At 72.0% G+C, this 20226-nt stretch carries 15 protein-coding genes, 2 tRNA genes and 1 pseudogene; 12 read left to right on the top strand and 6 right to left on the bottom strand.

The genetic code is table 11. The annotated features are described in order from the left end of the window. Positions 1–9: 9 nt before the first annotated feature. Genes QM633_RS14120 through QM633_RS14110 form a run of 3 tightly spaced genes read left to right on the top strand, consistent with a single transcriptional unit; the run spans position 10 to position 2546 of the window. Positions 10–1374, top strand: a complete 1365-nt coding sequence (locus QM633_RS14120) for a serine hydrolase domain-containing protein (RefSeq protein ID WP_415154399.1) — start codon at positions 10–12, stop codon at positions 1372–1374. An 8-nt stretch (positions 1375–1382) separates the two neighbouring features. Further along, complete coding sequence (locus tag QM633_RS14115; RefSeq protein ID WP_415154398.1) at positions 1383–1778, top strand: hypothetical protein; 396 nt, start codon at positions 1383–1385, stop codon at positions 1776–1778. 39 nt (positions 1779–1817) lie between these two features. After that, positions 1818–2546, top strand: coding sequence for a PIG-L deacetylase family protein (locus QM633_RS14110; protein ID WP_415154397.1), 729 nt, complete (start codon positions 1818–1820; stop codon positions 2544–2546). 99 nt (positions 2547–2645) lie between these two features. On the opposite strand, the gene QM633_RS14105 is transcribed toward QM633_RS14110, so the two are convergent. Genes QM633_RS14105 through QM633_RS14095 form a run of 3 tightly spaced genes read right to left on the bottom strand, consistent with a single transcriptional unit; the run spans position 2646 to position 4849 of the window. After that, positions 2646–2987 (bottom strand): gamma-glutamylcyclotransferase family protein, encoded by a 342-nt coding sequence (locus QM633_RS14105; RefSeq protein ID WP_415154396.1) that lies wholly within the window; start codon positions 2985–2987, stop codon positions 2646–2648. 1 nt (position 2988) lies between these two features. Then, complete coding sequence (locus QM633_RS14100) at positions 2989–3720, bottom strand: glutamine amidotransferase (RefSeq protein ID WP_415154395.1); 732 nt, start codon at positions 3718–3720, stop codon at positions 2989–2991. Positions 3721–3730: 10 nt separating this feature from the next. After that, complete coding sequence (locus QM633_RS14095) at positions 3731–4849, bottom strand: glutamate--cysteine ligase (RefSeq protein WP_415154394.1); 1119 nt, start codon at positions 4847–4849, stop codon at positions 3731–3733. A gap of 159 nt (positions 4850–5008) precedes the next feature. Between QM633_RS14095 and QM633_RS14090 the strand changes: the two genes are divergently transcribed. Both QM633_RS14090 and QM633_RS14085 read left to right on the top strand, forming a co-directional pair. Next, positions 5009–6862, top strand: a complete 1854-nt coding sequence (locus QM633_RS14090) for an ABC transporter transmembrane domain-containing protein (protein ID WP_415154393.1) — start codon at positions 5009–5011, stop codon at positions 6860–6862. After that, positions 6859–8835, top strand: coding sequence for an ABC transporter ATP-binding protein (locus QM633_RS14085; RefSeq protein ID WP_415154392.1), 1977 nt, complete (start codon positions 6859–6861; stop codon positions 8833–8835). The genes QM633_RS14090 and QM633_RS14085 overlap by 4 nt, the downstream gene beginning before the upstream one ends. 39 nt (positions 8836–8874) lie before the next feature. Here QM633_RS14085 and QM633_RS14080 read toward each other — a convergent pair whose 3' ends face one another. Further along, on the bottom strand, positions 8875–9846 hold the full coding sequence (locus QM633_RS14080) for an NAD(P)H-quinone oxidoreductase (RefSeq protein WP_415154391.1): 972 nt from the start codon (positions 9844–9846) through the stop codon (positions 8875–8877). A gap of 119 nt (positions 9847–9965) precedes the next feature. Here QM633_RS14080 and QM633_RS14075 point away from each other — a divergent pair. Together QM633_RS14075 and QM633_RS14070 are read left to right on the top strand one after the other, a co-directional pair. Beyond that, a tRNA-Ser gene (locus QM633_RS14075) sits at positions 9966–10050 on the top strand. A 26-nt stretch (positions 10051–10076) separates the two neighbouring features. Then, the gene (locus QM633_RS14070) at positions 10077–10517 is read left to right on the top strand and encodes a hypothetical protein (protein ID WP_415154390.1); all 441 of its coding nucleotides are present in this window, start codon (positions 10077–10079) and stop codon (positions 10515–10517) included. A gap of 48 nt (positions 10518–10565) precedes the next feature. Here QM633_RS14070 and QM633_RS14065 read toward each other — a convergent pair whose 3' ends face one another. After that, positions 10566–12092 (bottom strand): LCP family protein, encoded by a 1527-nt coding sequence (locus QM633_RS14065; RefSeq protein WP_415154389.1) that lies wholly within the window; start codon positions 12090–12092, stop codon positions 10566–10568. A 160-nt stretch (positions 12093–12252) separates the two neighbouring features. Between QM633_RS14065 and QM633_RS14060 the strand changes: the two genes are divergently transcribed. Then, positions 12253–12346: transfer RNA gene (locus tag QM633_RS14060), tRNA-Ser, on the top strand. Between the two features lie 877 nt (positions 12347–13223). Here the strand turns inward: QM633_RS14060 and QM633_RS14055 are convergent. Then, positions 13224–15044 (bottom strand): SLC13 family permease, encoded by a 1821-nt coding sequence (locus QM633_RS14055; RefSeq protein WP_415154388.1) that lies wholly within the window; start codon positions 15042–15044, stop codon positions 13224–13226. Positions 15045–15186: 142 nt separating this feature from the next. On the opposite strand from QM633_RS14055, the gene QM633_RS14050 reads away from it, so the two are divergent. The 4 genes and pseudogenes from QM633_RS14050 to QM633_RS14035 all read left to right on the top strand — a co-directional run. Further along, positions 15187–16842, top strand: a complete 1656-nt coding sequence (locus QM633_RS14050; RefSeq protein ID WP_415154387.1) for an AbgT family transporter — start codon at positions 15187–15189, stop codon at positions 16840–16842. A gap of 39 nt (positions 16843–16881) precedes the next feature. Next, a complete protein-coding gene (locus tag QM633_RS14045) occupies positions 16882–18378 on the top strand; it encodes a leucyl aminopeptidase family protein (protein ID WP_415154386.1) in 1497 nt (498 codons plus the stop codon). Next, positions 18378–19394, top strand: coding sequence for a glutaminase A (gene glsA / locus QM633_RS14040; RefSeq protein ID WP_415154385.1), 1017 nt, complete (start codon positions 18378–18380; stop codon positions 19392–19394). The genes QM633_RS14045 and glsA overlap by 1 nt, the downstream gene beginning before the upstream one ends. A 1-nt stretch (position 19395) precedes the next feature. Continuing rightward, positions 19396–20226: pseudogene (locus tag QM633_RS14035) on the top strand (hypothetical protein); the annotation flags it as partial.

Genomic DNA, 20226 nt, shown 5'->3' with positions numbered 1-20226 from the left:
GCGCTCCTGGTGCTGCGGGACGGCGAGTGCGTGCTCGAGCAGTACTGGGAGCCGTGGGTCGGGTCGGACCGGCCGCTGGTCTACTCGGCGAGCAAGACCTTCGCCGCGACCGCGGTCGGGCTGGCCATCGGCGAGGGCCGTTTCGACCTCGACGACCACGTGGTCGACCTGGTGCCCCTGGCCGGGGCCGACGACGTGGACGTGGACGTGGCGGCGATCACGGTCCACCACCTGCTGAGCATGTCCACCGGGCACACCGAGGACACCCTGCCCGCGATGACGCAGCGGCCCCCGCAGGAGTGGGCGCGAGCGTTCGGCTCGATCCGGCCCGAGCGCCCGCCGGGGTCCTGCCATGTGTACAACAACGGCGCGTCGTTCATGCTCGGCGAGCTGGTCCGCCGGCACACCGGCGCGGACCTGCTCGACTACCTGCGTCCGCGGTTGCTGGCGCCGCTCGGGATCGACGCCACCTGGGACCGCGACCCGATGGGTCGCTGCCTGGGCTGGTCGGGGCTGCACGTCGACGTCCGCGGGCTGGCGGCGCTCGGCGAGCTGCTGCGCTGCGACGGGGTCTGGCGGGGACGCCGGCTGCTGCCCGACGGCTGGGTCGCGCGGGCGACGGCCAGGCAGATCGCGACGATCTCGGATGGCCCGGAGTGGACCTACGGGTACGGCTACCAGGTCTGGATGGGTCGCGAGGGCTTCCGCCTCGACGGGGCCTTCGGCCAGTTCGCGTTCGTCCTCCCCGAGCGGGGAATGGTGCTCGCCGTGCAGTCCGCCCAGGCCGACACCCAGTGCCTCATCGACACCGTGTGGGAGCACCTCGGCGCGGTCCCTGACGAGCCGACCGGCCCGCGGCCGGGCGTCCCCTCCCTCCCCGGACAGCCCGGGAGCGACGAGCGGGCTCCACGGAGGGTCGCCGTCGCCTTCCCCCACGACTCGGGTCTCGGCACCGGCTGGGCGGCCGCCGGGCCCGTCCCGAGCGACCCTGCCCTGTTCCCCGCCGGCGAGGAGGTCGGGCCGCCGGCCCGCATCGCCGATCCGGTCGCGTCGCGCACCACCGAGGGGTTCCGGCTCAGGATGGTCGCGGAGGGCCGTCCGGTCGAGCTCACCGCGGTCACCGGAGGCTGGCTGCGCCAGTCCGTGGCCCTGACCGGTGAGCGGGGGGCCGAGGAATCCCTGCCGAGTCCCGGCGCGGTGCCGGTCGCGGTCGCGGCTGGTGTGGACGCCACGGGCGACCTCCGCGTCCACCTCGCCTTCACCGACACCCCGCACACGCTGCGGCTGCGGCTGGGCGCCGACGGGACGGCCGGACAGGGCTGGACGGTGAACCCGCTGCAGGGTCCCAGCCTGGCGAACATGCGGGCGCGCTGAGGCCGGCCGTGGTCAAGATCGTCGTCTTCCTGCTCGTCCTGCTCGTCCTCGGGCTGCTCTTCGTCCGCGTGCTGGTGCCGTTCGTCCGGCGCACGCTCGGCGCGCCGGTCTCCCCGACGATCGTGCCGGGCGAGGTCGTCACCGACCCGACGCCGGGCACCTTCCCGGTCACGATGGGCCACGGCTACGACCCTGAGGACGTCGAGGCGCTGTTCGAGAAGGTCTACCGGCTGGCCGAGACACCCTCGGGGCGGGTCGAGGCGCTGGAGGCCGTGCGCTCCACGCGCTTCCACGTCGCCCGCAGGGGCGGCTACGAGACCGTGTTCGTCGACGACCGCCTGGATGCGATCGCCGACGCGCTCACCAGCGGACGCGCGCTGCCGCCGCGGCCGGGGCTGCGCTGACCCCTCGCCCCCGGGCGGCCGCTCGCCTACCGTGGGCACATGGAGACTGTCAGGATCGAACCGCTCCCCGACGCCGACTTCCAGCGGGTGCTGTGCGTGGTCGCCCACCCCGACGACGTCGAGTACGGGACGTCCGCGGCCGTGGCCGCCTGGACGGCGCGCGGCGTCGAGGTGGCCTACCTGCTGCTGACCGGCGGCGAGGCGGGCATGCAGGCCCCGCCGGAGGAGACCCTCCGGATCCGGGCCGGCGAGCAGCGCGCGGCCTGCGACGCGGTGGGCGTCCGAGACCTGACGGTGCTGGGCTTCCCGGACGGGATGCTGGTCTACTCCCTCGACCTGCGCAGGGCGATCGCACGGCGGATCCGCACGTTCCGGCCGGACGTCGTGGTCACCGGGTCGTGGGAGGTGGAGGCGCCGTGGGGTCTCAACCAGGCCGACCACCGCGCGGCCGGGCTGTGCTGCCTGGACGCCGTCCGGGACGCCGACAACACCTGGGTCTTCCCCGAGCTCGCCGCGGACGAGGGGCTGCCCGCCTGGGGTGTGACCTGGCTGCTGGTCTCCGGCGACGCCCGTCCCACGCACGGCATGGATGTCTCTGGCGACCCGCTGGAGCGCGCGATCGCCTCGCTGGAGGCGCACGGGGCCTACCTCGCCGACCTGCCCGGCCACCCCGCGCCCCGTGACCTCCTCACCGGCTTCACCGCCGACGCGGGCACACTCCTGGGCGTCCCGAACGCCGTCCTGTTCCGCGCGCACCAGTTGCGGTAGGTCCCACCGCCAGCGCCGTGACGCGATCCCGCCACGCCGGGCGTGGGTGGTGCAGCCAGAGTCCTGGGGGAGTGCTTCAGCGGCAGGATCGCGACAGCGCTACTTCGCCACGTACAGCCAGGCCGCCACCCCGGAGGCGAGGACGACCGGGACCCGGACGTAGTCGGCGGACTCGTAGACGTCGGTGGCCGCCATTTCCGCGGCGGTCAGGTGGAAGCGGGTGCCGGCGACGGCGTCAGAGGGGTCACCGGTCGGGACCGCGACCGGGTGCTCGGCGACACCGGAGAGGGCGACCACCTCCGGGTTCGAGATCGCGAGGTACTGCAGCGTCCAGCCGACCAGCCGGTCGTCCTCGCCGTCCAGCAGCCGCCCGTAGGTCCCCCGCTGGACGTCGGCGAGCCGCAGCGTCCCGTAGGAGAACACCCACTCCGTGCCGGCCACGTCAGTCGGACGCGTAGCGGTGGACGAAGTTGCGCAGCACGAGGTGCTGTTCGCCGCTCACGCCGGACGCGTAGGCCATCGCGACCAGGTCGTCCAGCTCGGCGGGATCGAAGTAGCCGGCGTGCTGGTAGATCCGCATCCGGGCGCTCAGGTCGTCGGCGTCCAGCTCGGGGTGGAACTGGGTGACGTACACGTTGGCGCCGACCCGGTACATCTGGACGGGGCAGTCGGTTCCCGTCGCCAGCAGGACCACACCCTGCGGAGCGCCGTTGCAGGCCTCCTTGTGCCCGACGAACGCCTGGAAGCTGTCGCCGATCCCGGTGAGCAGCGGGTCGGCCCTGCCCTCGGCGGTGAGCGTGACCTCGATCGGCCCGACCGGCTCGCTGAACGTGCGGTCGATGGCGCCGCCGAGGTGGGTGGTGACCGTGCCGACGCCGTAGCACATGCCCAGGAACGGGTAGTCGGTGTCGACGATCTCGTCGACGAGGGCCGCGAGGTCCGCCTCCACCCGCACCTGGAGGTCGGTCTTCTGGGCGTCGGAGATGTTGAACGAACTGCCGCCCAGGATCGCACCCGAGTACAGCGAGAGGTCGAGGGGAGGCAGCGGCTTCGACTCCACCCGGACGTGCTCGAGCTGGTCGGCGGTGAGCCCGGTGTGCCGCAGCACCGAGCGGTACTCGGCGGCAGCTGCCTCGTTGTGGTCGCGCGTGGCGAGGAGCAGGAACGGCTTCACGGTCGTCAGATTATCGAGCGAACGGGCTTTGCCGTCCGGTCTCGGCCAGCAGGAGTTCGAGGGCGGCCCGCGGGTCACCGGTCGTGCGCTGCCTCTCGTAGCTCGCTCCCCGCTCGGCGAGTTCGGCCGCGAACCGGAGCTCGGCCTCGCAGCCGAGGTCGCGCGCCACCGGTTCGAGGCGCTCCAGCCACTGCGCGAGGCCCTCCCGCAGCGGGACCGGACGCTGCCGCCGCGGGGTGATCACCTCCGCGTCCATCCCGTACCTCGCGGCGCGCCACTTGTTCTCCCTGACCAGCCAGGGCGGCAGCGACTCGTAGGTCGCGTCGGCGGCGAGGCTGCGGGACGCGTGCTCGGCCAGGCACTGGGTCAGGGCGGCCACGCAGCCGAGCTCGGCGAGGCTCGGCACCGAGTCGCCGGTCCGGTTCTCGACCGTCCCGAACCGCGGCGACGGCCGGACGTCCCACCGGATCTCCCCGGGGACGGTGATCATGCCGCTGCGGGCGAGATCCTCCGCGTACTCCTCGAACTCGGCCCAGTCGCTCATCGGCCACGGCAGACCGTTGGTCGGCAGCTGCTGGAACAGCATCGTGCGCTGGGACGCGTAGCCGGTGTCCTCGCCCTCCCAGTACGGCGAGGAGCAGGTCACCGCGAGCAGGTAGGGGTAGAACCTGGCCAGGGCGCTGGTGATCGGCAACGCCTTGTCGCGATGGTCGACGCCGACGTGCACGTGTGTCCCGCAGATCGCCATCTGGCGTCCCCACCAGGCGTTCCGTTCCGCGACCACGTCGTAGCGCTCCCCGCTGAACCGGGGCTGCGCGGATGCACGGCTGAACGGGTGGGTGCCGGCTCCGACCAGCCCGACGCCCAGCGCGGACGCCTCCCGCCGGGCGATCGCGAGGCTGGCGGCGATGTCGGCGACGGCGTCCCCGACCCGGGCGTGCACGCCGGAGACGATCTCGACCATCTCCTGCAGGTACTCCTTCCGGATCGGCGCGTCCTCGCCGCCTTGGCACGCCTCGATCAGTCGGGGTGCCGCCGGGGTGAGTTCGCCGGAGGCCAGGTCGACGAGTGCGAGCTCCCACTCGATGCCCACGCTCGACTGCTCGGACGGCGCGAAATCGACCCGCATGCGGCTCCTCACCTGTGCCTGCGCACGAGTCTAGGGGGGTGCGGTACCGCGCATCCGGGTTCGGCCGGGCGAACGGGAGCCGGCCCGGCCGGGGCTGTGTCGGGAAGATCCGCCGGAGTGGCTGACACGGCCCGCCTGTGAGCGTAATGTTGGTCGGCTATGCATGACTTCCCTCCCTCCGTCGACGCCTACACGCCGGCGGAGACGTCCCGGCCCGACACCCGCAGCCCCGCCAGGTTCCTGGCGTGGGTGCTGTGGGTGCAGTGGGACGTGGTCGCAGGGATGTCGCTGGCGAGCGTCATCTGGTTCCTGCCCGGCGCGCTCAGCCCGCTGCTGCTGGGCAAGGCCATCGACTCCGGCATCCTGCGCGGAGACGTCCCGGCCGTGCTCGGCTGGTCGGCGCTGCTGACCCTGGTGATCCTGGTGGGCGCGGCGGCGGGAATCACCCAGCACACCCTCGTCGTGCGTGGCTGGCTGATCTCCCTGTACGGCACCCAGAAGCTGGTCATCCGGAAGGCCACCCAGCTCGGCCACGTGCTCGGCAGGCGGCTGCCGACAGGGGAGGTGCTGAGCATCTCGTCCTCGGATTCCGACATCTTCGGTCAGACCGTCGAGATCGTGTCCCGGTCGATCGGCGCGCTCGGCGCGTTCGTGCTGGTCTGCGTGCTGATGTTCACCACCTCGCCGCCGCTGGGCTGGGTGGTGGTGATCGCGGCGCCGCTGCTGGTGGGCGCGGCGTCCCCGGTGCTGCGTCCGCTGAACCGCGCGCAGACGGCCGAGCGGACGCAGAACTCCGAGCTCACCTCGATGGCGACCGACATCGTGTCCGGCCTGCGGATCCTGCGCGGCATCGGCGGCGAGCGGACGTTCGGCAGCAACTACGCGTCGCAGTCGCAGAAGGTGCGCCACCTCGGTGTCACGACCGGCACCTGGCAGGCGGTCACCGAGACCATCAGCGTCCTCCTGTCGGGGCTGCTGCTGGTGGTGCTGGTGTGGCTGGGCTCGCACGAGATGCTGGCCGGCGAACTCACCGTGGGTCAACTGATCTCGTTCGTCGGCTATGCGCTGTTCATGGTGTGGCCGCTGCAGACCTTCTTCGAGTTCGCCCAGAAGTGGGTGCAGGGGCTGGTGTCGGCGCGCAAGACCATCACCCTGCTCTCGCCCGAGCCGCCGTTCGCCGAGGGAGGAGCGGTGCTCGCCGCGCGTCCGCGGCTGGTCGACTCCGCGTCCGGGGTGGCCGTGGAGCCGGGCCGCTACCTCGCCGTGGTCAGCGCCGTCCCCGACGACTCCGCCGCGCTCGCCGACCGGCTCGGCCGTTACCTGCCCGGCACGCACCTGGAGCCGGAGGCTGACGAGGAGGAGGAGTTGAAGGGACGCGCGGCGCGGCGCCGACGCGCGGAGAAGGAGGCCCGACGTGCCGCGATCGCCGCGGCGGACGCTGCCATCGCGGGCCGCGACTGGGGCGTCAGCGCGGACGGGCTGGACTACCGGCACCTGCCGCTGGCGTCCCTGCGGGAGACCGTCGTGGTCAGCGACACCGGCAGCCAGTTGTTCGCCGGCACCCTGCAGCAGGCGGTCGACCCGTGGGGAAGCCACGCCCGCGAGCAGGCGGAGGCGGCGCTGCACACCGCGGCGGCCGAGGACGTGCGGGCGGGCCTGCCCGGCGGCTGGCAGGGCCGCATCGACGAACTGGGCCGCGGCCTGTCCGGCGGGCAGCGGCAGCGCGTCGTGCTGGCGCGTGCCCTGCTGCGCGACCCCGAGGTGCTGGTCCTGGTGGAGCCCACCTCCGCGGTCGACGCGCACACCGAGGCGGCGATCGCCGGACGGCTGGCCGCGCACCGACGCGGCCGCACCACGGTCGTGATGACCGCGTCCCCGTTGCTCCTGCACCACGCCGACGAGGTGTCGCTCCTCGTCGACGGACGCGAGGTCGCCCGCGGCACCCACACCGCGCTGCTGTCGGACCCCCGCTACCGCGCCGTCGTCGGCCGGGGAATGGAGGAGGGCGAATGAGTGGCGAGGATCGCCCGATCGACGACGGCTTCCCGGCGTCCGTCGCGGTCGGCGAGGCCCACGAGGACACCTGGCTGGACCGTTCCGCGGACCCGGCGATCCCCGCGGCGCTGGTTCCCGACCACGACGCGGCCTGGCCCGTCCGCCTGGCCGGGCTGCGCGACCGGTTCCGGCTGCGTCGCGAACGTGCCCGTGTGGTGTACGCCGACTCCCGGCACCCGGAGCGGGGTCTTCCGGTCGCCGGGAACCAGGCGGCCTGGGCCTTCGTGAAGCGGCTGCTCGGCAGCCGGAGGGGGCTGCTGGCGGTCGTGCTGGCGACCAACACGGCGGCCGCGGTCGCCGGCCTGGTCGCGCCCCGGATGCTCGGCAACCTGGTCGACGCGGTCGCCGGCGGCACCGCGGGCGTCGCGGACGTGGACCCGATCATCCTCGGCGTGGTCGTCGTGGTGGTGGTCCAGGCGATCCTGGTGATGGTCGCGCGCCGTGCGTCCACGGTGCTGGGCTACGACCTGCTGGCGGCCGCCCGCGAGGAGGTCGTGGACACGGTGCTGCGCCTCCCGCTGGGCAAGGTCGAGCAGGCCTCCAGCGGCGACCTGCTGACGCGGATCACCTCCGACGTGGGCAAGATGAGCCGTTCGGTGCGCTGGGCGTTCCCGCAGCTGGTGATGTCGGCGGTGCTGGTGGTGGCGACCCTGTTCGCCCTCGTGCTGAACTCCCCGTTCCTCGCCCTGTCGGTGGCCGGGTCACTGCTCGTGCTGTGGTTCGCCACCCGCTACTACCTGCGCTGGGCGGGTGCCGGCTACATCACCGAGTCGGCGACCTACTCCCAGATCAACTCCTCGACCACGGAGACCGTCGAGGGAGCCAGGACGGTGGAGGCGCTCGGCCTGGGTGCGCGGCGGATCGCGATCAGTGACCATGACGTGGCGGAGAGCGCGCAGGCCGAGCGGTACACGATGACCTTGCGCAACCTCTACTTCATCTTCCTCGACGTCTCCTACAACCTGCCGCTGGTCGGCGTCGTCCTGCTGGGCACGTGGGGCTACGCGCAGGGCTGGGTGACGCTCGGCCAGATCACGACGGCCGCGATCTACGTGCAGGGACTGGTCGAGCCGATGGACCGGCTGATCCAGGTGTTCGACACCCTGCAGGTCGGGTTGGCCGCGACCACCCGACTGCTGGGCGTCGCGGAGGTGCCGGAGGACCGGGTCGCGGGCGAGGAGGTTCCCGCCGGCACGGACGTGGTCGGTTCGGATCTGCGGTTCGCCTACCGTCCGGGCACCGACGTCCTGCACGGCATCGACCTGGACCTGCAGCCGGGGGAGCGGCTGGCCATCGTCGGCCCTTCCGGGTCGGGCAAGTCGACGCTCGGCCGGCTGCTGGCCGGGATCAACGGGCCACGGACCGGGGAGGTCGACATCGGCGGGGTGGACGTGATGACCCTGCCGCTGGACGTGCTGCGCACCGAGGTGGCGCTGGTCACGCAGGAGCACCACGTGTTCGTCGGGAGCGTGCGCGACAACATCGTGCTGGCGCGGGACCAGCAGCTGGCCGCGGACGAGGTGGACGAGGCGGTTGTGGAGGCGCTGCGGGCCGTCGACGCGCTGGACTGGGTGGAGCGGCTGCCGCAGGGGCTGGACACGGTGCTGGGGCACGGCCGCGTCCATCTCACCCCTGCGCAGGCGCAGCAGGTGGCGCTGGCCCGGCTGATGCTGGCCGACCCGCACACCCTCGTGCTGGACGAGGCCACCTCGCTGATCGACCCGAGCACGGCGCGTCATCTGGAGGGCTCGATGGCCGCGCTGCTGGAGGACCGGACGGTGATCGCGATCGCCCACCGCCTGCACACCGCGCACGACGCCGACCGGATTGCTGTCGTGATCGAGGGACGGATCGCCGAGCTCGGCTCGCACGACGAGCTGCTCGCCCTCGACGGCGAGTACGCGCGCCTGTGGCGTACCTGGCGCAGCTGACCCGTCCGCCCGGTCGGAATCCCCCGGGGCCGGGGCTCCTCACAGGGTCAGGATCACCTTGCCGGTGTTCTCCCCGGACTCCAGGCGCCGGTGCGCCTGCGCGACCTCCTCGATCGGGAAGCGGGTCTCGGGGGCGAGCCGGATCTCGCCGGACTCCACCAGCGGCCAGACCCGCTCGGCCACGGCCGCACAGATGGCCGCCTTCTGCTCCACCGGCCGGCCGCGCAGGCTGGTCGCGGTGACGGTCGCGCGCCTGGTGAGCAGGCGGTTCAGGTCGAGGGTGGCCTTGCGCCCGCCCTGGAGGCCGATCACCACGAGCCGTCCGTCCGTGGCGAGGGACGCGACGTTCGCGTCCAGGTACTTGGCCCCCATCACGTCGAGGATCACGTCCACGCCCCGGCCCCCGGTCGCCTCGGCCACGGCCGCCGGCCAGTCCTGGTGGTAGTCGATCGCCACGTCGGCGCCGAGCCTTCGGCACAACTCGAGCTTCTCCGCCGAGCCCGCGGTGGTCAGGACCCGGACGCCGAGCGCCCGCGCGTACTGGACCGCGAACGTGCCGATGCCTCCGGCGCCGCCGTGGATCAGCACGCTCTCGCCCTCCGAGAGGTGGACGTGATCGAAGTTGGACACCACCGTGGCGGCCACCTCCACCAGCCCTGCCACGCTGACCAGGTCGATGCCGCGCGGCGGCGCGATCACCTGGCCGGCGGGGACGAGAACGTATTCCGCGTAGCCACCGCCGGCGAGGATGGCCGCGCAGGGGTCGCCGACCGCCCAGCCGGTGACGTCGGCGCCGACCTGGTCCACGGTGCCGGAGACCTCGAGGCCGATCACCTCGCTGGCTCCCGGCGGCGGCGGGTAGTGGCCCTGCCGCTGGAGCAGGTCGGCCCGGTTGACACCCGCGGCGATGATCCGGACGACGATCTCGCCCGCACCGGCGGTGGGCTTGGGGGCGTCCCCGACGGCCAGGTTCTCCGGTCCGCCGGGCTGGGTGAGGGTGACGATGCGCATGGTCCCAGCTTCCCACTCCGTGCCCGTCGCCAGGGCCTGGCCCGGCGGAGGATGCCCCGCCCGCGGGAGGGTATCGAGGGACGCGGCGCACGGCGGCTGTGGCTAGGATGAGCCGATCCGGCGAGGTCGCATAGTGGACTAGTGCAGCCGCCTTGAAAGCGGCCGAGCTTCACGGCTCCGTGGGTTCGAATCCCACCCTCGCCGCGCAGCATGCCGACGGAGGGGAACGAGTGCCTGCTTCCATGCACCAGGTGCGCCAGCGCCCGCCGCTGCGCGCGCTGGCCCTTTCCGCCGTCATGATGTTCGTCGGCATCCTGGTCATCCTGATGGCCGGACTGCTCGACTCGAACGCTTGGCTCCTCGGGGCGGGCCTGGTCATCGTCGGCGCGGGCCTGGGCCTGTTCGGCGCCTCGATCTGGGTGGCCCGCGCGACCCGTGTCCACGTCGTGCTCGACGAGGACGGCTACGTCCTGCAGGGGCGCGAGGCGAGCGAGTCGGGCCGCTGGGCGGACGTCGCGAGGGTGACCCGCGGTCCCGACCGGATCTCGATCCACCACAAGGACGGCACCCGGGTGCAACTGGTGGTCGCGCGCGGGGCGGTGGCAGACCTGGACGCGCTGGGGGACGACATCAGCCGCAGGCTGGACGCCAACCGCGGCTACGGCTCCTGAAGGGGCGGCGCCGTCCGGGCCCACCCGGCTGTCGCGGGCCCGGTCTGGTCAGCTCTCCGGGTGGTAGGCGCAGATCTGCTCGAGGTCGTCGCTCTTCTTCTTGTGCTTCTTGGTGGTGGAAGGGGACGCGGTCTCGGTGACGCCGTCAGCGGTTTCCTTGAGCGCCTTCTGAACCTGCTTGCGCACCTTGGCCCAGTCGGGACTGGGGCTGTTGAAGCCGTTGTCCGGGTCGAACACGACGCTGCGGAGCTTGGTGCCCTTCACCTTGACGCCGAGGTCGACCAGGTCGGTGAGCAGCGAGCGGGGCACGTCGGTGGTGATGGTCTTCTCACCCGCGGCCGCGATCGACTGGAAGTTCGCCAGCACGGTCGCGGGAGTGGTCTGCTGGACGACAGCGTTGATCACGCAGCGCTGGCGCTCCATCCGCTTGTAGTCGTCCAGGCCGTAGCGGCCGCGGGCGTACCACAGGGCCAGCCGTCCGTTGAGGTGCTGGTTGGCGCCGGGCTTGAGATAGCCCTCCGGCTTGATGCCCGCGTCGGTCTGGCCGCCGATCGGGACCTTGTAGTTGATGTTCACCGTGATGCCGCCGATGGCGTTGATGAAGTCCTTGAACCCGTCCATGTTGACCTTGACGAAGTAGTCGATGGGCAGGCCGAGGGCGTAGCCGACGGAGACCTTCATCACGCTGGCGCCGAAGTCCTTGGTCTTGCCGAGGACGTCGTGCGGGACGACGGTCGGCACCACGCGGTACATCGCGTTCAGCAGGAACTGCGAGCGGGTGTACAGGTCGCTGCTGCCGGAGGTGAAGCCGTTCGGGTAGTACTTCGACAGCGGCGAGTTCTTCGGGAAGGGCATCTTCTCGGTGTTGCGCGGCAACGTGAACAGCGTGGTCGCCCCGGTGTGGGTGTCGATGGAGGCGACGATCACGGTGTCGGTGCGGTCACCCTCGGAGCTGGGGCGGTCGTTGCCGGAGTCGCCGCCGAGGATCAGGATGTTGAGCCGGTCCTTGTCCTTCCACGGGTCCGCGGCGTTGATCGTGGGCTGGGTGGAGTTCGGGGTCTCGTCGGTGCCGATCACGCTGTCGAGGAGGTTGCCGGTCGTCCAGGCGAGGTTCGCGCCGACCGCCATCGGGGCCGCGACCACGAAGGAGAGGACGCCGACGACGGCGGCACCGGCCGCGCGCTGCCCGGTGGAGGCGTTGGCCGGACGCAGCGCGAGATGGCTGATCCCGATCACCGCGACCCAGGCGAGCGCCACGACGATCAGGCCGATCGCGATGTTCTGCAGCGTGCCCGGAGCGAGGACGGCGCTCTCGACCGCGTTCCTGTTCGTCACGTAGAGGACGCCCAGGCCGCCGACGATCACGACGAACAGGCCGATCAGGATGCCGCCGGCCACCCGTCGTCCGGCCCGCCACAGGCCAAGACCGGGGACGATCGCGCCGAGCGCCGTCCATCCCAGTGCACCCGAGAAACTCTGGCCGTTCGCTGCGCGTCGTGCGGGAGCGACCGTACTCTCCGCGTCCGGTTCGGCGGCACGACGGGCGCCGTCGGGCGCTGAGGAATCGTTGCTCAAGTGGGTTCCTTACTACAGAAGAAGAGCCGGATCAAGAGTACCGGGTCCGCCCAAATCGGCTTACCGCACTCCCGGCGGCGGTCTGCCGGCTCGGCGGGCAGGCGTCCCGGGGCTGCTTTTGCTCCCCCGGAGCGCCGCCTTGTAGGCTGGCCCACGGTCTGGAGGTGTCGCCTAGTCCGGTCTATGGCGCCCGCCTGCTAAGCGGGTTTCGGGCTTAAACCCGATCCGGGGTTCAAATCCCCGCACCTCCGCCATGACATGGGGAGACGCCCCTCCCGAGGAGACTCGGGAGGGGCGTTTTCTGCTTCTGAAGGCCCTTAGTCTCAGTTGCAGTCCGCCGAGTAATCGAACACGGCCTGCGCGCGCACAGCGGCGATCGTCATCGAACGGTACCGAACGACTCCAGCCGCTTTCTGAACGGTGGCACCCGCTCGGAAAGCGGGTGCCACTCTTGGGATGGCAAAGGCTTCTTTGACCAGGGAAAACGCTCGTGCTCACGGAGGCGCCAGCTCAGGCTCATGGGGGTGTCCAGACGCCGCTTCGTCGGCTGATCGCCCCACCGGGCCGCAAGAGTTCGCGACCAAGCCGTTGAGGAGCCCGCGAGCGAGGCATTTGCCTGGCCCGTACGCGCCCTGCGCGTCCGACATTGCCACGCTGTGCGCGTGTGTGAGCTGCTTGGTGGGGCCCGGCGGACGCCGGGAGGTCCGGTCCTGGGTGCGGGAATCCCGTTCTGCCAAGCGATCGGTTTGGCGAGCGTCTGTCCGATCGTAGCCGGTCAACCGAGAAGCGCCTTGGGCATGGCGGGTGAGTCGATCTACACTGGGCCACGCAAAGGGCATTAGCCCCGCGAAGCAAGCCTGGCAGTCCTCCGGACGGTGTGACGAGCCAGGCTCGCGCATTTCTACAGTCGTACAACGACGGTTACGAGCGGTTCGGCGCGCCGTAGCCAGTCGCCGCCGGCCTGTTGGCACCAGGCCACAGCGTCACTTACCCACAGCATCGGGTAGTCGGCTGGCGCCACATGCCGATAGGTACTCCCAGATCGTCGATCAGGCTCAGGATGTTCCAGAGCTCGTCAGTGGCCTGTCGGGTCCGCACGCCATCCCTGCGCCACGTCGACGGGACCGCGGTTCAGTGCAGCGGGAACAGCAGCGGCACCAGAAGGGCGACCACGACCATCACGACGAGCGTGAACGGCGTCCCGATCCTCACGAAGTCGGCAAACCGGTAGCGCCCGGGTTCCACGATCAGGGTGTTCACCGGCGACGACACCGGCATCATGAACGCGGCGGACGCGGCCAGCGCCACCGTGATCGCGAACGGGTAGGGCGACGCGTCGAGCTGGTGGGCGACCGCGATCGCCACCGGGGCCATCAGGACGGCGGTGGCTGTGTTCGACACGAACAGCCCGACCAGCGCGGTGACTCCGAAGATCGCTGCCAGCACGATGCTGGGTCCGGCACCGCCGACGAGCGCGAGCAGGCCCTGGGCGGCGAGGGCGACGCCGCCGGTCTGCTCCAGCGCCTGGGCGAACGGCAGCATGCCGACGATCACCAGCAGGGTCGGCCAGTGGATGGCGCGATAGGCGGAGGGCATGTCGATGCACCCGGATGCGCCCATCAGCAGGCAGGCGAGCAGCGCCGCGACCACGTTCGGCACGACGCCGGACACCATCAGCCCGACCATCAGCAGCACGGCCGCCAGGGCGAACGCGGCGCGGTTGCCCGCGGGTGCCACCTCGCCCACCTCCTCCGGCAGGTCCAGCAGGACGAAGTCGGACGAGCGCCGACCGAGCCGGTGCAGCGCCGCCCACTCCCCGACGACGAGGACGGTGTCCCCGGCCTGCACGCGTTGCCCTGCGGTAACCTCCGCCGACGCCCTGCCCAGATGGCGAAGCCCGATCACGGTGACGCCGTGGCCGTCCACCAGATCGAGGTCGGCGATCCGGCGCCCGGCCGCGCCCGAGTTGGGCGGAAGCAGGAGCTCTGCGATCCCCACCTGCCGGGACAGCCGGGCGAACGCCGTCGTACTGAGCCCGACCTCCTCCAGCCCCAGCGCCTCGACGGCGCGATCGGGCGGCAGTGCGCCGGTCACGGTCACGACGTCGCCCGCGGCGAGCCGTGTTCCCGGTCGGGCGGCCACCACCGAGCGCCGCCAGGCCGGTCCGCGTTCGATGCTGAGCACGGTGATCCCGTGCCGGCCCGCCAGCTCGGTCTCGGCGAGAGTGCGTCCCTCGAGCAGCGATCCCGGCAGTACCCGGAAGCGTTCCTTGCCCTCGTCCAGTGCATAGGCCGCCAGCAGGTCGGGGATCGTCCGCCCACGCGGCTGCAGGGACGGTGCGGTGTCGCGTCCGAGCCGCCGCTGGGCCAGCAGCATGTAGCCGATCGCGAGCAGCAGCACGAGCAGCCCGACCGGGGTGGGCGCGAAGAAGCCGAACCCTGCGTAGCCGTGCCGAACGAGCTCGGCGTTGACGACCAGGTTGGGTGCGGTGGCGATCAGCGTGAGCATGCCGCTGATCAGCCCGGCGAAGCTGAGCGGCATCAGCAGCTGCCTGGACCCGGTGCCCAGCCGCTTCGCCACCGCCAGCGCCACCGGGACGAAGATGGCCACCACGCCGGTCGAGCTCATCACCGAGCCGAGGGCGGCCACGCAGAGCATCAGCAGGACGACCAGCCTCGAGCCCGACCCACCGGCACGGGCGGCCAGCCAGTCGCCCAGGCGGTAGGTCACACCGGTCCGGGACAGCCCTTCGCCCACCACGAACAGGGCGGCGACCAGGACGACGTTCGGGTCGGCGAAGCCCGCCAGGGTCTCGGACACGCTGAGCACACCGGTCAGCGGCAGCGCGACGAGCACGATGATCGCCACCACGTCCATCCGTGGTCGCCCGAGCGCGAACATCACGATCGTGGCGGCCAGCATGGCCAGGACCAGCAGCAGGGACGCGTTCATCGACCACCTCGGAGCCGCTCGGGAGCGGCCACTCTACTTTCGCGGGCTCCGCGCTCGCCGGATACCCCCAGAACTGGGGGGTGCCGTCGCGCGTGCCCGCCGCCTAGCCTGTGATCGCAGGCCCGCTCGAAAGGTCATCACCATGTCCGGAAGCGCCGTAGCGCCGACTGTCCCGTCCGGGAACTCGAAGTGGCTGGACTGGGTGGAGCGGGTGGGCAACAAGGTGCCCAATCCGACGATCATGTTCGTCTACCTGATCGGGATCGTCGCGATCCTGTCGGCGATCCTGTCCTGGGCCGGCGTGAGCGTGACGGACGACGTGGTCACCCCGGTGCCCACCGACCAGCTCAGCCAGGTCGCCGAGCACCTCGGCGGCACCTGGACGCTGTACGACTCGGTCACCGGCGAGCCGGCGGAGGTGCCCGACTTCATCGTCTCGACGGAGACCTTCGCGGTGCGCAGCCTGATCTCGGTGGAGGGTGCCCGGTTCTTCTTCTCCTCGTTCGTCGACAACTTCGCCGGGTTCGGTGTGGTCGCCGTGGTGCTGGTCTCGATGGCCGGCGTCGGCGTGGCCGAGCACGCCGGGTTGATGGGCGCGCTGATCCGCAAGGTGGTCAAGGTCGCGCCGGCACGCTGGCTCACCTTCATCCTGGTCTTCGTCGGCGTGCTGTCCTCGGTGGCGACGGACGCGGGCTACCTGATCCTGGTGCCGCTGGCCGCGGCGGCCTTCTACTCGGTGGGACGGCACCCGCTCGCCGGCCTGGCCGCGGCCTTCGCCGGGGTCGGGGCGGTGTTCGGGGTGAACCTGCTGATCACCCCGTCGGACTCGATGCTGACCGAGATCACGAACTCGGTGCTCGTCCAGCTGCACATGCCGACGCTCGAGGTCACCCAGAACTACTTCTTCTCGATCGTGTCCTCGTTCGTGCTGGCGGTGGTGGCCACGGTCGTCACCGCACGGATCACGATCAAGCGGCTGGGCGCCTACGACCACGCCGACTACGCGGGCGGCGAAGAGGACCAGGTCGACGAGGACGCGGAGGCGCGCGGGCTGAAGCTGGCCGGCTGGTACCTGCTCGGCTTCGTCGTGGTGATCGCCCTGCTGACCGCGATCCCCGGTGCCCCGCTGCGCGATCCGCAGACCGGAAACATCATCGGCAACACGCCGTTCATGGCCTCGCTGGTGTTCATCATCTCGCTCGCGTTCCTGGTCTGCGGGCTGGGCTACGGACGCGGGGCGGGCACCCTGAGGACGGGCAACGAGGCGGTTGCGGCCATCTCCAAGACGTTCGCGAGCCTCGGCGGGCTGCTGCTGATGTTCCTGATGATCGCCCAGTTCATCGCCCTGTTCAACTGGTCGAACCTGCCCACGGTCGCCGCGATCTCTGCCGCCGAGCTGCTCGAGCAGGCCAATGTGCCCGCGATCGTGCTGCTGATCGGGTTCATCGTCGTGATCGTGCTGCTGGACATCATCCTTCCCGGCCTGGTGCCCAAATGGGTGATCTTCGCCCCGGTGTTCATCCCGATCTTCGCCACCCTCGGCGTCGCCCCCCAGACGCTCCTCGCCGCCTACCGGGTCGCCGACTCCCCGATCAACGTACTCACCCCGCTGATGGTGTACCTGCCGTTCATGGTCACTGTCGCCCAGCGCTACAAGAAGGACGCCGGCATCGGCACGATCATCGCGCTGATGGTGCCCTACACCCTGTGGATCCTGCTGGCGTGGGTGGTGCTCTTCGTGGCCTGGTTCCTGATCGGCATCCCCTGGGGGCCCGGCGCACCCGTCCACCTGCCCTGACCCGTCCCGAAGCGTTCGACAGATCGAAGGAGCCCACCGATGAAGACCAGCGGCGTCGATCCAGTGCCGTCCCGCAGCCGGAAGGTGGCGGTGAGCGTGATCACCGCCGGCGATGCGATCGACGCGGAGGCCATCGCGGTCCCGGTCAGCGCCGGCGCGAGCGTGCCGGACACGCTCTCCGGCGTCGACCTCGACGCGCTGGCCAGGGCCGGCTTCACCCCGAGTGTGGGCAAGGCGCTGGCGTTCCCCTCCTCAGCGCAGCCCGTCCAGGTGGCCGTCGGTGTGGGTGAGGCCGACACGCTCACCGTCGCCGCGGTGCGCGACGCCGCAGCGGCCTTCGCCCGCGCCGTCCCCCAGGACGCCCGGCTGGCCGCCCGGGTCCCCCCGGGAGGCCTGCCGGTGGCGGACCTCGCCGCGGCGATCGTCGAGGGAGTCCTGCTCGTGCGCTACGCATTCACGCTGAAGAGTGCACCGCCGTCCGCGCGCGCCGTCGAGTCCCTGGTGCTCGTGGCGGCGCCGGGCACCGAGGAGGACGTACGGGCCGGCGCGGCGCGCGGTCTGGCCACGGCGCGGGCCGGCATGCTCGGACGGGACCTCGCGGCCTGCCCCGCCGGCCTGTTGACCGCGTCCCGGATGGCGGAGGTGGCGATCGCGATCGGCGCGGAGACCGGCCTGAAGGTCGAGGTGCACGATCGCCGCGCCCTGATCGAGCTCGGTTGCGGCGGCCTGCTGGGGGTGAACAAGGGCTCGGTGGAGGAGCCCAGGATGATCGTGCTCACCTACACCCCTGAGACGCCCGCCGGCCACCTCGCGCTGGTCGGCAAGGGCATCATGTACGACTCCGGCGGCATCGCCCTGAAGCCGGCCGACCTGTCCCACTCGCAGATGAAGAACGACATGACCGGCGCCGGGGACGTCCTCGCCGCGATGAGCGCGCTGGCCGAGCTGGACTGCCCCAACACGGTGACCGGCTACCTGATGTGCACCGACAACATGCCGTCGGGCTCGGCCATGCAGCTGGGCGACGTGCTGACGATGCGCGGCGGCAAGACCGTCGAGGTGCTCAACACCGACGCCGAGGGCCGCCTGGTCATGGCCGACGCCCTGGTGCTGGCCACCGAGCTCGGCGTGGACGCGATCGTCGACATCGCCACCCTCACCGGCGCCTGCCTGCGCACCCTCGGCGAGGAGGTGGCCGGCCTGATGAGCAACGACGACGGCCTGGCCGCACAGGTCAGCGCCGCCGGCGAGGCGGTGGACGAGCCGGTCTGGCGGCTGCCGCTGATCCGGAGCTACCGGGCCGAACTCGACTCCGACATCGCCGACCTGAAGAACCTCGGCGGCCCCAACGCCGGCTCGATCACCGCGGGACTGTTTCTGGAGGAGTTCGTGGACGGCGTCCCGTGGGCGCACCTCGACATCGCCGGCACCGCCCAGTCGTCGGCGGCCCGCGCCTGGACGAACCGCGGCCCGACCGCCTTCGGCAGCCGCCTGCTGCTGCAGCTCAGCCTCGCGTTCACCCCGCCCGGACGCTGATGTACCTGCCGCTCCACCCGGCGGACGCGCCGCAGGGTCGCCGCTTCGTCTCGACCGGGTCGCTGCCGCCCCGGCGGCGGGTGGACGACCTGGTCCTGGCGGCGCACGCGCGCTACCGAGACAACCACGACGGCGCGCTGTCGACCGTCTACCCCGCGCTGGCCGCGGCGGATCCGGACCGGTTCGGTCTCGCGCTGACCGAGGGCGACGGGGCCGTGCACGAGGCCGGCGACACCCGGGTCCGGTTCACCGTGATGAGCGTGTCCAAACCGTTCGTCTTCGCCCTGGCCTGCGAGGAGACCGGTGTCGACGCGGTGCGCAGGCTGGTCGGGGTGAACGCGACCGGCCTGCCGTTCAACTCGGCGCGCGCCGTCGAGCGGGCGCCGGACGGGCGGACGAACCCGATGGTGAACCCCGGCGCGATCGCCACCACCAGCCTCGTCCCCGGCGACGACCTGGAGAGCCGCTGGCTGTGGCTGGCCGGGCGGCTGTCCCGCTTCGCCGGCCGCCCGCTCGAACTGGACGACGACGTCCTCGCCTCGGCCCGGGCCACCAACTTCCGCAACCGGGCGCTGGCCATGCTGCTGCGCGGCGCCGGGGCCATCGCCGGTGACGCGGAGGAGGCGGTCGAGCTGTACACCCGGCAGTGCTGCCTGGCGGTGACCGCCACCGACCTGGCCACGATGGGCGCCGCCCTCGCCGACGGCGGGGTGAACCCGCTCACCGGTGAGCGGGTGGTCGGTGCCCCCGCTGCGCGGGCCGCCCTGGCGGTGATGAGCATCGCCGGACTGTACGAGGCGTCCGGTGACTGGCTGCTCGACGTCGGCTTCCCGGGCAAGAGCGGGATCAGCGGCGGCCTGGTCGCCGTGTCGCCCGGCAAGGGTGCGCTGGGCGCCTTCTCGCCCCTGCTGGACGCCGAGGGAAACAGCGTCCGGGGGCAACTGGCGGCCCGGTTCCTCGCCGGTGAGCTCGGCCTGGACCTGCTCTCGGTGCCGGTCGCGTCGCCGGAGGGCTGACGTGGCGGCGGGGCGGGTCCGGTGCGGCGTCGCCGCCGCGGTCCTGTGCCTCTCGCTGCCCGGGTGGACGGCAACGCTCGCCCTCGCCGCCTCTCCCGAACCCACGCCGACCGAAACCCCCGGCCCGCTCGACCCGACGCCCGATCCGGACGCGCCGCAGACCTCCAGCCCCGAGCAGACCGCGGAGGGCGAGCCGACCGTGCCGCCACAGCAGGGGTCCGGGTCGCCCACGGCGAGCCCGACCACGCCGCCGGTGAGCACACCGACCGGGGACGCCCCGAGTGCCACGGCACCGGCCGGCGCACCCACGACCCCTCCGCGGTCCGCGGACGCGATCCCTGCGGCGTGGCGCGAGGCCGCCGCGGTGGACCCGACCTCGTGGATCACCGCCCTGGTCGTCCTGCTCGCCGCGTTCGTGCTGGTCGGGGCGCTCAGCCGGCGCAGGGACCCGCCCGTCCAGCCGCTGCCCGAGCCCCCGCCGGGGCCCGCGGTCACGGGCCCGACCGGCGGCGTGGAGGCGGGCCTCGGCGTCCTCGAGGCGGTCGGCGAGGCCATGATCGACGCCGGGTACTCCGTGACCGGTATCCGGTCGGCGCTGGTCGACATCGCCACCGTCAACGGCTATCCCGCCACCGAGATCGTGGTGCTGCCGACCGCGCTGTTCGTCTCCACCCGGGGCCACGGGGAAGTGCACACCGGTGCGGTCTCCAGTGGCCATGGTCCGCTGCGGCTGAACCAGATCGACGCCCTGGACGAGGTCGTGCGCGCCGCGCGCCGCGCGCCGTCGGCGCCGGGGGCGGTGACCGCGGGGATCGCGACCGTCCGCGGCCTC

The sequence above is a fragment of the Propionicimonas sp. genome (assembly GCF_047606205.1).
Taxonomy (GTDB): Bacteria; Actinomycetota; Actinomycetes; order Propionibacteriales; family Propionibacteriaceae; genus Propionicimonas.
This window is presented reverse-complemented; position numbering and strand designations above follow the sequence as displayed.

Excerpts from the sequence above, each read along its gene's own strand:
- QM633_RS14080 (WP_415154391.1), bottom strand. The coding sequence starts at position 9,846 with ATGCGCATCGTCACCCTCACCCAGCCCGGCGGACCGGAGAACCTGGCC.
- QM633_RS14050 (WP_415154387.1), top strand. The coding sequence starts at position 15,187 with ATGTCCGGAAGCGCCGTAGCGCCGACTGTCCCGTCCGGGAACTCGAAG.
- QM633_RS14110 (WP_415154397.1), top strand. The coding sequence starts at position 1,818 with ATGGAGACTGTCAGGATCGAACCGCTCCCCGACGCCGACTTCCAGCGG.
- QM633_RS14045 (WP_415154386.1), top strand. The coding sequence starts at position 16,882 with ATGAAGACCAGCGGCGTCGATCCAGTGCCGTCCCGCAGCCGGAAGGTG.
- QM633_RS14085 (WP_415154392.1), top strand. The coding sequence starts at position 6,859 with ATGAGTGGCGAGGATCGCCCGATCGACGACGGCTTCCCGGCGTCCGTC.
- glsA (WP_415154385.1), top strand. The coding sequence starts at position 18,378 with ATGTACCTGCCGCTCCACCCGGCGGACGCGCCGCAGGGTCGCCGCTTC.
- QM633_RS14055 (WP_415154388.1), bottom strand. The coding sequence starts at position 15,044 with ATGAACGCGTCCCTGCTGCTGGTCCTGGCCATGCTGGCCGCCACGATC.
- QM633_RS14090 (WP_415154393.1), top strand. The coding sequence starts at position 5,009 with ATGCATGACTTCCCTCCCTCCGTCGACGCCTACACGCCGGCGGAGACG.
- QM633_RS14095 (WP_415154394.1), bottom strand. The coding sequence starts at position 4,849 with ATGCGGGTCGATTTCGCGCCGTCCGAGCAGTCGAGCGTGGGCATCGAG.